10 protein-coding genes and 6 pseudogenes are annotated in these 11,952 nt (G+C 28.1%); 7 read left to right on the forward strand and 9 right to left on the reverse strand.

What is annotated here, in order from left to right; all coding sequences use genetic code 11:
* Window positions 1–538: 538 nt before the first annotated feature.
* Entirely contained in the window at window positions 539–694 is a 156-nt protein-coding gene (locus V6C74_RS10420) for a beta-class phenol-soluble modulin (protein ID WP_002494758.1), read from the forward strand.
* A 678-nt stretch (window positions 695–1,372) separates the two neighbouring features.
* Here the strand turns inward: V6C74_RS10420 and V6C74_RS10425 are convergent.
* The gene (locus V6C74_RS10425) at window positions 1,373–1,726 is read right to left on the reverse strand and encodes a hypothetical protein (protein ID WP_103175512.1); all 354 of its coding nucleotides are present in this window, start codon (window positions 1,724–1,726) and stop codon (window positions 1,373–1,375) included.
* A 478-nt stretch (window positions 1,727–2,204) separates the two neighbouring features.
* Between V6C74_RS10425 and V6C74_RS10430 the strand changes: the two are divergent.
* Window positions 2,205–2,432 (forward strand): annotated as a pseudogene (locus V6C74_RS10430) (hypothetical protein); the annotation flags it as partial.
* A gap of 109 nt (window positions 2,433–2,541) precedes the next feature.
* Here V6C74_RS10430 and V6C74_RS10435 read toward each other — a convergent pair.
* The 5 genes and pseudogenes from V6C74_RS10435 to V6C74_RS10455 all read right to left on the reverse strand — a co-directional run bounded on the left by V6C74_RS10435 (window position 2,542) and on the right by V6C74_RS10455 (window position 5,892).
* Window positions 2,542–3,216 carry an IS6 family transposase gene (locus tag V6C74_RS10435; RefSeq protein WP_143978105.1) on the reverse strand — a complete coding sequence of 225 codons (675 nt, stop codon included), beginning with the start codon at window positions 3,214–3,216 and terminating at the stop codon, window positions 2,542–2,544.
* A 156-nt stretch (window positions 3,217–3,372) separates the two neighbouring features.
* The gene (locus V6C74_RS10440) at window positions 3,373–3,531 is read right to left on the reverse strand and encodes a hypothetical protein (protein ID WP_172601879.1); all 159 of its coding nucleotides are present in this window, start codon (window positions 3,529–3,531) and stop codon (window positions 3,373–3,375) included.
* A 105-nt stretch (window positions 3,532–3,636) separates the two neighbouring features.
* Window positions 3,637–3,786: pseudogene (locus V6C74_RS10445) on the reverse strand (RepB family plasmid replication initiator protein); the annotation flags it as partial.
* 21 nt (window positions 3,787–3,807) lie between these two features.
* Complete coding sequence (locus V6C74_RS10450) at window positions 3,808–4,611, reverse strand: hypothetical protein (RefSeq protein ID WP_143978106.1); 804 nt, start codon at window positions 4,609–4,611, stop codon at window positions 3,808–3,810.
* Between the two features lie 411 nt (window positions 4,612–5,022).
* A pseudogene (locus tag V6C74_RS10455) lies at window positions 5,023–5,892 on the reverse strand (replication initiation protein).
* Window positions 5,893–6,195: 303 nt separating this feature from the next.
* Between V6C74_RS10455 and V6C74_RS10460 the strand changes: the two are divergent.
* On the forward strand, window positions 6,196–6,363 hold the full coding sequence (locus V6C74_RS10460) for a hypothetical protein (RefSeq protein WP_002452554.1): 168 nt from the start codon (window positions 6,196–6,198) through the stop codon (window positions 6,361–6,363).
* A 668-nt stretch (window positions 6,364–7,031) separates the two neighbouring features.
* Here V6C74_RS10460 and V6C74_RS10465 read toward each other — a convergent pair.
* Window positions 7,032–7,370 (reverse strand): annotated as a pseudogene (locus V6C74_RS10465) (recombinase); the annotation flags it as partial.
* Between the two features lie 307 nt (window positions 7,371–7,677).
* Here V6C74_RS10465 and V6C74_RS10470 point away from each other — a divergent pair.
* On the forward strand, window positions 7,678–7,821 hold the full coding sequence (locus V6C74_RS10470) for an ATP-binding cassette domain-containing protein (protein ID WP_162172474.1): 144 nt from the start codon (window positions 7,678–7,680) through the stop codon (window positions 7,819–7,821).
* A 1,104-nt stretch (window positions 7,822–8,925) separates the two neighbouring features.
* A pseudogene (locus V6C74_RS10475) lies at window positions 8,926–9,284 on the forward strand (replication protein); the annotation flags it as partial.
* 653 nt (window positions 9,285–9,937) lie between these two features.
* Here the strand turns inward: V6C74_RS10475 and V6C74_RS10480 are convergent.
* Window positions 9,938–10,060: pseudogene (locus tag V6C74_RS10480) on the reverse strand (plasmid recombination protein); the annotation flags it as partial.
* Between the two features lie 147 nt (window positions 10,061–10,207).
* On the opposite strand from V6C74_RS10480, the gene V6C74_RS10485 reads away from it, so the two are divergent.
* Complete coding sequence (locus V6C74_RS10485; protein WP_002452575.1) at window positions 10,208–10,462, forward strand: type II toxin-antitoxin system Phd/YefM family antitoxin; 255 nt, start codon at window positions 10,208–10,210, stop codon at window positions 10,460–10,462.
* Window positions 10,455–10,721 (forward strand): Txe/YoeB family addiction module toxin, encoded by a 267-nt coding sequence (locus V6C74_RS10490; protein ID WP_002452576.1) that lies wholly within the window; start codon window positions 10,455–10,457, stop codon window positions 10,719–10,721. The genes V6C74_RS10485 and V6C74_RS10490 overlap by 8 nt, the downstream gene beginning before the upstream one ends.
* A 612-nt stretch (window positions 10,722–11,333) precedes the next feature.
* On the opposite strand, the gene V6C74_RS10495 is transcribed toward V6C74_RS10490, so the two are convergent.
* Window positions 11,334–11,882 (reverse strand): recombinase family protein, encoded by a 549-nt coding sequence (locus V6C74_RS10495; protein WP_016898838.1) that lies wholly within the window; start codon window positions 11,880–11,882, stop codon window positions 11,334–11,336.
* Window positions 11,883–11,952 lie beyond the last annotated feature (70 nt).

Genomic DNA, 11,952 nt, shown 5'->3' on the forward strand with positions numbered 1-11,952 from the left:
ATGAAGAAGCTATATTAAGCTAAATATAACTTAGAAAGCAAAAAGGAGTAATCGCCTTGAATTCCATTGTTCACTTTATTTGTTTTTTTATTGTATTTTGTCTTTTTGGATATGTGGTCAATTTAATATTTTTTGAAGGAACAAATATTTTTCTGATTTTAGAATCAGCATTTATTTTATCATTACTAATCACATCGATATTAAAGGTTGTAAAAAATATGGGAAATGAAGAATAGCACGTGCGATTATGCCGAGAAAATTTATTGAGCATTGAGAAGAACCCTTAATTAAACTGTTTCGACGAATGTCGGTATAGCGTGAGCTATAAAACCGACGAGTCGACAGTTTTAGGGTTTATTAAGGGTTCAGAGGCTCAATGTCAATAAAGCAATTGGAATAATGCATTAAAGTTATATCACTTATTGATTTTTAAGAAAACGTAAATTTGATTAAATTTATTTAAAAGTAGAAGACAATTATTATAATATATGTTATTTTGTTTTAGTAATGATTTTATATGTAAGGAGGTTTGTTTTTCATGGAACACATTTCAAAATTAGGTGAAGCTATCGTTAATACTATTTCAGCATCCCAATCTGGAGATAGTGCTGAATTAGCTAAATCAATTGTTGATATTGCAGCTAATGGTATTGGTGTAGTATCAGACGTTGCTAAAGCTTTTGGTTTAATGTAATAAATATTTTAAATCAATACATAAGAAGAGATGAATTAAATAATATTTAATTCATCTCTTTTTCATTTTTTTAATCAGAACACTATTATGTTACAATAGCTATATACCTTTTGAACTCATATATTATATCTTAAGACAGCGACACTGATATGTGTCGCTGTCTTAATTTTTAAAGTTTAATTTTAATATGAAAAAAGCACTCAAAATTGAGCGCCTTTCCTTGTACAAAGCAAAAAATTAACTTTTTAACAAGAGATACGAAGAATAATTATGGTTTACTACTTTATATATTGAGTAGCAATACTAGTGTAACAGTAACAAACATTAATTTGTGTTACTATAATTATGCATTCCTTTTCTTTAAACTATAAGATGATTAATTTTATCAAGTTAATATGTATCATTTTTCAAGACCCACTCAAACGAATGGGTCTTTTTTACTTCTAATATCAATTTACTCATACTAAATCAATATAATTGCTATCTTTGAATTCTTATAATAATATAAAAATGCAAAGGCAATGTTCCTCCTTACAGAACTGTTCATTAAATACTGTAAGTAAGGTAATGATTGCTCTTAATAAGCTGACGACACTTATTAAGTTTTTAATTACTCCTTTCATTGAGATAAGCGCTCAAACAAGTATCATACTTGTTTGAGCGCTTATTTTTATTGATTTATTCTAATTCTAAGTCATTCTCTGTCTCTTTTTTAATAGGTGCTGATGCCTTTCTTATATGATGGTCTATCCCTGACACATTACCTTGATATGCATGTGTTAAAGCCCCCTGATCCACCGTATCGGGATCAATACCGACTTCTGGCATACGTTGATATTTAATTTCTGCGCTTAAATCAATGTTCCTATCTTTCAACGCACATCTAAGCCCCGCAAACAAAATACGTGTATCGTTTCTTACCATGTCGTTCATCGTTTGATGACGTGCATTTAACATGTCTAAATGGTGTTCGAGTTGATTATTTTGTGTTGTTAAATGTTGATTACGCTTGTCCAAATCTCGGTAATTCATTCTAAGGCCACTCAGAGACGCCTCATACGCTTCGATTTCTTGTTGGTACTTTTCTTCATCTTTTTTAAATCGTCCCTAGAAATCGTTCTCAGTTACTTGTATAGGTCGATATCTTCTTGAGCCTGTTGAGAATACTCTTGTAAAAAATGATTTTTCCGTTTTAAGTTTTGAATATCCCGAGTTAAATTTTCTTTTTCATCGTGTAAATCGTTGATATCCCTCAACAATTGTTTTTTCGTTTCAAGAGGTTGATTACGCAATGAGAGTATAGCGATTTTTGCGAGGCTATCACGTCAGTAAAACATATATGTTTTACTTCTGTTACTAAAGCATACATATGACATATATACCTTCAAATATGTTTATTTGATAATATGTATATCATATGTAATCTTTACTTTGGTTTTATATTGGTTGTTCATGTCTGTCATATGATATACAATAAAAAACAATATATAAGCATACAAAAGTATGCTTATTATTTAAAGAAGACAACAAAGCACTCAAATCGAACAATCAGGCACTCCAGCGCCATATTCATCAGTTGGAAGATGAAATCGACCAACTGAGACAAGAAAATGATGTCTTTCATCACTTATTACAATATTTTGATAGTACAGCATTTTTAAACTTCAATACATATCGTGATGATCGTCAACTGAAAAATGCGATTAAACGATTAAAAGAACAGTATAAAATCAAGTGATTTATAATTTTATAAATCACTTGCTTTTATTATATTAAGTAGCTTCTGACTGGTTCTGTTGCAAAGTAAAAAATATAGCTAACCACTAATATATCATGTCAGTGTTCGCTTAACTTGCTAGCATGATGCTAATTTCGTGGCATGGGGAAAATCCGTAGATCTGAAGAGACCTGCGGTTCTTTTTATATAGAGCGTAAATACATTCAATACCTTTTAAAGTATTCTTTGCCGTATTGATACTTTGATATCTTGTCTTTCTTACTTTAATATGACGGTGATCTTGCTCAATGAGGTTATTCAGATATTTCGATGTACAATGACAGTCAGGTTTAAGTTTAAAAGCTTTAATTACTTTAGCCATTGCTACCTTCGTTGAAGGTGCCTGATCTGTAACTACCTTTTGAGGTTTTCCAAATTTTTTAATGAGACGTTTGATAAACGCATATGCTGAATGATTATCTCGTTGCTTACGCAACCAAATATCTAATGTATGTCCCTCTGCATCAATAGCACGATATAAATAGCTCCATTTTCCTTTTATTTTGATGTACGTCTCATCAATACGCCATTTGTAATAAGCTTTTTTATGCTTCTTCTTCCAAATTTGATATAAAATTGGGGCATATTCTTGAACCCAACGGTAGACCGTTGAATAATGAACGTTTACACCACGTTCCCTTAATATTTCAGATATATTACGATAACTCAATGCATATCTTAGATAGTAGCCAACGGCTACAGTGATAACATCCTTGTTAAATTGTTTATATCTGAAATAGTTCATACAGAAGACTCCTTTTTGTTAAAATTATACTATAAATTCAACTTTGCAACAGAACCAAAAAGAAACCCCAGCATATGCTTTGGTCGGCATGCTGGGGTTTTCACATCCAATGATGTGTCTGTCTGTTTGTTATTTTTAGTATATCTTGTAACTCCTTCATCTGTAAACTCTTTTACAAATTTTCATTTTTTTACTAACTCCTATTCCTATAGCTAGCCCCATTAATGTCCCTACAGGAAATCCAAATATAAAACTAAAAAATACCGCAAATCCGCCTATATATAGTACTGGATGTATATTATATTTATTACTCATAATTTTTTATTTCTCCTTAGTCATGTTTTTTCTTTTTTATTGATACGATAAATCCCATTATTAATGGAAATAAGAATAAAATATATATGTAGCTCATTTAAATTATTATTCCTCCCATTTTTCTTCTAATTGACGTTGAAATGCCTCTCGATCTTGTCTTAATTTGCATCTTCGTTATGTAACTCTTGGGATTGTTTATATATCTTTTCGCCTAACCATTTAGGTGTTTTTTTCACGATTGATATATTGGTGCGACAATAAAGATTTTATTTTTGTTTAATTGTTTGTACGTTTAGTTATCATAATTTGGATATATAAAGCAATCCATACTTCATCAGGAAAAGGTTTATTAATCCGACTTTCAACTTCAATATTATGCTTTTCTCCTCGTTGTTTAGTAAATTGATTTTTCGATAAATCGAAAAAACTTCTATGTGCATTTAATATTTCTTCTTTTCCACTTTTAATAACAGTATTTAAACTTAAATATGGATTATTAAATTTATATTCTTCATTTTCTGTATAAAATATGTAAGGTAACTGTTGAGTCATTCCTTTTTCTGTAACTAATTTTTGTCTTTTTAGTACTCCAATTTTGCTTTCATTTAAAAAAACTTGGTAATGTGGTCGTAGTGACCATAATTTAAAACGTTGAATTTTGACTATATTATCGTTTGATTTTAAAAAAACTCCAAACAATGGGAAAAATCCCGTTATACTCATCCACTTTTGTAAAAAATTATTAAAATTAGGTACATAATACATTTTTTTATTACCATGAATTGGAATATATTGGCTATCCAAAGTTATTAAAGGAGACTGATAAAAATATTCTCCTTCCCTATAATTATTAAAATTATTAGAATAATCATTTTCTAAAACTTTTGAAAACCTTTTTTGTGTAGACTTTCTATATAAAATAAAACCAGCAATAATCATAAACACAATAAACCATAATATTATTAGCATCCATAGACTTTCTACAGGAAAAACTATTCCCTTAATAAGGCATTGTATGAATTCAATAATAAAAAATATAGTAAGAAACAACCAAATTACAAATACACCTGCTATACCCATTTTCACACCTCTTCTTTATTTGCTATATAAAGCATGATACCAGAGAAAGATAGTACTTAAAATTGGAGCATGCCATAAAAATACATAGTCAAAAAAGACTAATAGCTGTAAATGTATAGGAGAATTTAAATGTAAATAGTGAAACGCAATTTTAACAAGTGTATTTATAAGTATTGTATTAAATATGCAATTGTTTAGTATAGACATGTATAAAAAGTATATTGAATGTTGTTTTTCTTAAATATCTTATATATTATATAATAATAAATCTTTTATGATAGGATACGGTATAGAGGCATTTAAACGTCTTACCTAAAGTCATTTTTGTTGTAAACCATGAGATAAAATTTAATTTCCTTGTTATATCAAGAGGTTGAGTCTCTTAAGAACTACTTTTGCTACATGTAGTTTTTAATTATCCTCCCATTTTTCTTCTAATTGACGTTGAAATGCTTCTCGATCTTTTTTTAATTGAGGGTCATAGTCTGTATGAGCATGTTGTCCCTTATATAAACCAGTTTCAAGCCATCTAGGTGTTTTCTCACGATTAGTATATTAGCGCGACTTACCTATATTAGTTATTTGTGGTTGTCGTTTGTTGTAAATACGTTTCTCAGCGTCAAAGATAAATTCTAAGTATTCAATTTTTCGACCTTTTTTAGCTTTAACTTTATTAATATTAAGATTATTAAAAATAGGTGTAAGCTCTTTAGATATTGGCTTTAATACACGTTTAGTAATGTCACACATTTGATAAGACTTTGATACGTCTAATCGAGTTCTAAAATCTTCCATTGATAATTTTAAATATCCAGTATGTTTATATTGTTTAAGTAAGCGAAACATGGTTTTAGAGTACGAAGATTTTAAATTAGTCAGTTCTTTTAATTCGAATTTTGTAAAATTACGAGTAATATCATTTAAAACAAACTTTAAGTCAGGATTAGTGGAAATTTCAAGATACTTCTCCGTTTTATGAATTTTAAAGTGATTGAAAAGTACAAAAAACTCTATTACATCCTCATCTTCTCTTCGATAAGTTATCTCGAGCATCTTTTTATAAATATTTTGTAAATCTCCAATAAAACGATTAAGATTTCTAGTTTCATAGTTATAATTACTTAAATATTTAAGTTCTTCAAAACTTAAATATAATTTATTAGTATCTTGTTCTTTTAGCTTATTACACATAGCGAAAAATAAATCTATTTCAACAGAAGTAAATTTTCTCAAAGGAACCAAATTCATTTCATTATGATAAATAACAGTTCCGTTCGACATATATCACTCCAAAAAGATCATTATTTTTATGTTATGAAATTTGCTGTCGCTCTAAGGATTAAATCATATTTGAAAAGGTTTATAAAAAGATATTAAAAAGTTCAATATAAAGCAGTTAATATTAAGTTTACTTAAGTTATGGTATTTCTAAAGAATTTTTTGGTTCTTGTATTTTGGACTTTTACTAAGAAATATATAATACATAATGATTTTAAATCTTTGACATTGTCTCTAAAGTTTATTACATTTAAGGTGTGAAGCGATATAAAACTTCATAAAATCTATTTTTAGGAGGCATTTGTCATGCAAGAACAATTTCAAAATTTAGGTTCAGCAATTGGTAACATTTTCGGATCTGTATCTGGTGCCAAAGAAGCAATTACACACTTCCTTGGAAATGGTGCTTCAGATATTGTCAATAATGGTGCACAATTAATCGATGCTTTCTTAACAGCAGCAGGTCTTAAGTAATTAAAAGGTTTAACATGTGATACAAAGTGCGCAGTAGTTTAAACTACTGCGCACTCCTTTTCTTTAAAATAACCAACGTGATTATGCTATAATATACATATACATTTTGAACTCATACATTATTTCTTAAGACAACGACATTTATATTGTATCGTTGTCTTAATTTTATTATAAAAAAAGCACTCAAAATTGAGCGCCTTTCTTTGTAGAGAGTAAAAAATTAGCTTTTTAAAAAGGAATACGGAGAATGTTATAGCTTACTACTTTATATATTAAGTAGTACTGCTAGTGTAACAAATATTAATTTGTGTTACTTTGATTATGCATACCTTTTCCTTAAACTATAAGATGATTAATTTTATCAAGTTAATACGTATCATTTTTTCAAGAACCACTCAAACGAATAAGTGGTTCTCTTTCACTTCCAATATAAATTTACTCATACTAAGTCAACATCTTTGCTATCTTTGAATTCTTATAATAGTATAGAAATGCAAAGGCAGTGTTCCTCCTTACAGAACTATTTAATAAGCGCTGTAAGTAAGGTAATGTTGATCTTAATCAGCTGACGACACTTATTAAGTTTTTATTTACTCTTTTCATTGAGATAAGCGCTCAAACAAGTATCATACTTGCCTGAGTGCTTATTTTTATTGATTTATTCTAATTCTAAATTTTCTCTGTCTCTTTTTTAAAATCGTCCTCAGTTGCTTATATAGGTCGATATCTTCTTGAACTTGTTGAGATTCTTCTGTTAAAAAATGATTTTTCTGTTTTAAGTTTTGAATATTTCGCGTTAAGTCTTCTTTTTCATCGTGTAAATCGTTGATATCTCTCAACAATTGTTTTTTCGTTTCAATTTATTGGTCTAACTCATTTAAAACATGCGCTTTCTTTTTGTATTAATGAATATCTTGAATATACGTTTTATTATCATCGGTACTCCCGCGTTCAACGTCAAAACTTTGTTGGCACAGATGTGTTGTTAATTCATCATATATATTATTAAAAGATGTTTATACTATGTCTTATAGAAAAAACAGTGAAACTAACTTTACTTTTTTTAATCAAAAATATGAATTACAAAAAATATTGGTGAGTGGGCTTTCATAATTAATAAAAAGACAAAAAAAGATAGCTAAATGGAAGAATCCTGCGAATTCACCTGCTTCTATTTATTTTAAACTTTTAGATGAGTCTTTAAAAGAATATGAACTTTTATTCTTAGGTATTTTTCATACCTATTTATACGGAGAATAATTAATAAACCCGTTACAAAATAAGCAATATCTATAAGTCTTTTAAAAATTAAAAATTCTAAAAGATGTAAGTATGAAAATAGATTTTGGAGAAATCCATAGACTAATTGGAAAAAATGGAGCCGAAAAAAGTACATTAATGAAAACTATAACAGGTCTAGAAAAACAAGATTTAGGCTTAATTTATTATTTTCAGTAAAATCAATTTGTAAATTATACTGTTTAAAAGTAATGAATTTTGACATTTAAGTATTATAGCCTTACTTATCAATATCTTTATTTTCCAAAAAAGAACCATTCAAGTTAATGAATGGTTTTACGAAAAAATGAAAAGAATAGGGAAAATTATGGTAAGAGAAAAATCTCATTATCATATGTAATAAGAATATATTACATCACTACATAAATGATAACATTTATGTAGGTTTATTACACTAAAATTGTTACTAAATAATGGATATATTTTTGTGCAGGATTCCTCTTATACTCTTTAGAATATTAAAGTTACATTATACACCGGTTTTTCCGAGTTTTAGTTTAGTTTTTTATTAAGAGAGTAATCAATATAAAAATTACATTTGGCCTTTTAAAAGTTTTGAAAAATAAATTTTAAAGTGATTTATAGCCTCTCTGATAAACGAAAAATTTTGTTTGCTTTTTTTATATTCAAGATGATTAAACGTCCTAGAAAGGGCTTAAAAGACAAAATAAAAGAACCACTCATTTTTGAGTGGTTTGGAGAATAGTTATCATATTGTGCAATTAAAAGGAGCACTGTATTGAGCATACCACATGTATTTATGCCGAGAAAATTTATTAATGTTGAGAAGAACCCTTAACTAAACTTGAAGACGAATGTCGGCATAAGGTTATTTGGAATGTTGATATCTTTAGGAATTTTTAATTTTTCTATAGTCAAAATCATCAACACCTTTACTTTGATAATATTTTAATTATAAAATATTATCAAAGAATATAGGTCACAATTCGATTAAAATTCGATTAAAAGTATTTAACTAAAATAATATGAGTGAAAATATGTTTTCCTACATTTACAATTAATGTGATTCGTGATATTTTACTAACGAAATAACTAATGAAAACATGGGAAAACCCTCCAACCGTCGCCTCGGTATAGGAGGTTTTTTGTGTCATCTCTTAGCTATCGTGTTTATTCTTAAAATGTACAATGTACATCATTATAAGATCGGCTATTTCTCAGGCGTCAAATTTAGACGCAGAGAGAAGGTGCATTAACTGTTAATCATTTTCGCCAATTAGATTATAATACTGACTATATAAAGACTATAATAATGATGCTTTAAAATTTCAAATACTCGAAGAATTACCAAATCAAATTAAAGATTATCTAAACAATTTTGAAATTAGAGAGATTCGTATTATTAAAAGTACTTTACTTAAAGGAAAAAATCTTTTAATAATACACATGATACATATTACCGTTTAGAAGAAGTTGAATTTGAAATTGTCAGTGTCTTAAAACGTTTTAAAGCTATGTTATTACAAAAAAATGAGTCTGTTGAAGCTATGCAAGCTTATTTAATGCAATCGATTAAATCAGAACTAGAAGAAGTACATGCGTTAAATATGCGTCGTCAAAGCATGTCTAAGTACAATGTTTTCAATGAAAAATTCAAATAATTTGTGAGAATAAAAAATACATCAGAGTATCCTTGTTAAAATAGAAAATAAAGAATCAACTCCTTTTCAAAAGTTTTATCACAAATATTATTTAAATCTTAAATCCCTTTATTTTGAATTTTAAAGAATTAAGATGTTTATTATTTACCTAAAACTTACATTGGCTCTTAAAACGCAAATGAGAGCTAAATAAATATAATTTAATTTCACAAACTAAATTTTTGCATAAATTCGTTTCAAAAAACCAAAAATCTCACTGTTGAGTAGTTTTTGGATGAACTAAAAATAAATAAGTGTTAAAGTAAAAATATAGCATTATATTCATTCATCATTAAGTCTTTTAACATGAAGTAATTCTTCGTCTAACTTATAGCCACTCAACAAATTGAGTGGCTAATTTTAATTGAACAATATTATAACTATCTTTGACTACTCATTTTTTAGTAGTCTTTTTGTCTTGCATTGCATTTTAATCTTTTTCTAAGAGATTTAATTATTTCACATAGAAACTAATTGAAATTTTTTCGTTTAGCAGAGAAGTTATAAATCATTTTAAAATTTACTTTTCAAACCTTTTAAAAGGACAAATGTAATTTTTATATTGATTAATATTCTTAATAGGAAAACTAAAAACTAAGAAAAGGTGTATAATGTAACTTTATTATTTTTAAGTGCATATGCGGTGTTTTTTCATCCATATGCACTGTTGCATATAAGATATTTTTTGCCCCATACTCTTTAATCAAAAGTTCTTTACTATCCTCAAAAAATCGTTTGATGAACAATAGGTATACACATATGTATAGCTATATATATAACTATATGCGTAAGTATTTATATTTATTAAGTCTTATCTAATGGATATTTCTCATCTTTACTTTTTGTACAACATGTTGTACAATTTTATTAAAGGAGGATATACTATGACTGTTTTAACTTATTCAAACGCACGTAAGGATTTCCGAAAACTAATAGATAAAGTAAATGATGATAGTGATACAGTAACTATCACAACTAATGACCGTAACGCTGTATTGATTAGTGAAGATGATTATAACTCAATTATGGAAACCCTCTACTTACAACAATCACCAGTCAATGCTAAACGCTTAGCTCAATCAATGGAAGAAGCTGAAAGAGTTAATACTGTAGAGGTAGATATAACAACTTATGAATAAGTACAATGTAACTTTTACACCTACAGCTTTTGAAGATTATAAGTATTGGCAAACACAAGATAAGAAACTATTAAAGAAAATTAATAGTTTGATTAAGAGTATTCAAAGAAATGGCATTTTAGAGGGTGAAGGCAAGCCAGAGCCTTTGAAAGGTAATTTGAAAGGTTACTATAGTAGAAGAATGAATCACGAGCATAGATTAGTTTATACTATTAAAGACCCTAGTATTATAATCATTGCATGTAGATATCATTATTAAAAAAGAGCTCTAGGTTAATCCTAGGGCTCATATACATATTATTTATCGGTATAGTCGTTGCAATGATTAAAATAAGCAAAAGAATAACCATTCCCAACTTTTGGCAAGAGTAGGTAGAATGGTTAAAACTTAAAATGAAAGGTCACCGTCTTTTTAACGGGCTTACTAAGGCACGAGTGTTACTAGCGCTTGTGCTTTTCTATTTAGTCACTTTCAGTATATACTGTTTAATACTGTTTGTAAATTATTCAATTTCTGTTTTGAATTGATAATATACTAAAATTAAGTAAGATTAATAAATATTTATATCAAAAGACCACTCTTTATGAGTGGTCTAAATTATTATTTAGAAGTATTATCACTATCAGATGAAGAAGAACCACCGTTGATTAATTTTTGAACTTCTTCGATTAATTTTTTTACAAAATTAACTACGTTTTCCATTATGTATTTCACCCCTTTGTTTTGCGTCATACAATACTATTATTACATCCTATTTAAAAATTTACAAATAAAAAGGTAACGTTTGAATAAGAAGTTAAACACAAAAAATAAAGATACAACTTTAATACATAGTAAAATGAAAGAATTATAAAATAGCTTTCATTATTTTTATTTTTTGATTACACGATATACAGTTGACCTACTTACGCCAGTAGCTTCGGCTATTTGTTCACCGGTCATTTTTTGTTCATCATATAGGAACTTAATTTCTCTTTTTTTATGATCAGGCATGGGTGGACGTCCACCGACGCGCCCTCTCGCTCTTGCAGAAGCAAGCCCCTTTTTAGTACGTTCGCTTAAAAGATTGGCTTCGAGTTCAGCAAAAGCACTCATCATCGTAAAAAACATTTTACCCATTGCATCTTTTGTATTGATATTCATATCAATAATTTGTAATTCAATATTATTATTTTCTAACCATTGAGCTAATTCTATTAATTGTTTCGTTGTTCGACCTAAGCGATCAAGTTTATAAACAACTAATGTATCTTCTTCACGTAAATATTCTAGACATTTGTCTAACTCTGATCGTTTTATTTTTCGCCCACTCACTTTTTCTTTAAATATTTTTGAACAGCCAAAGTTTTTTAAAATATCGATTTGGCTATCTAAACTTTGATCTTGTGTTGAAACACGAGCATAACCAATTTTAGCCATTTGTTGTCAGTTTTGGAGTTATATGGCACAATTTTGTTTTTTAAATGGCAAAACACCCCTTATTTAGTTA

Origin of the sequence: Staphylococcus capitis subsp. capitis (assembly GCF_040739495.1) — a bacterium.
In the GTDB taxonomy this organism is placed as follows: Bacteria; Bacillota; Bacilli; order Staphylococcales; family Staphylococcaceae; genus Staphylococcus; species Staphylococcus capitis.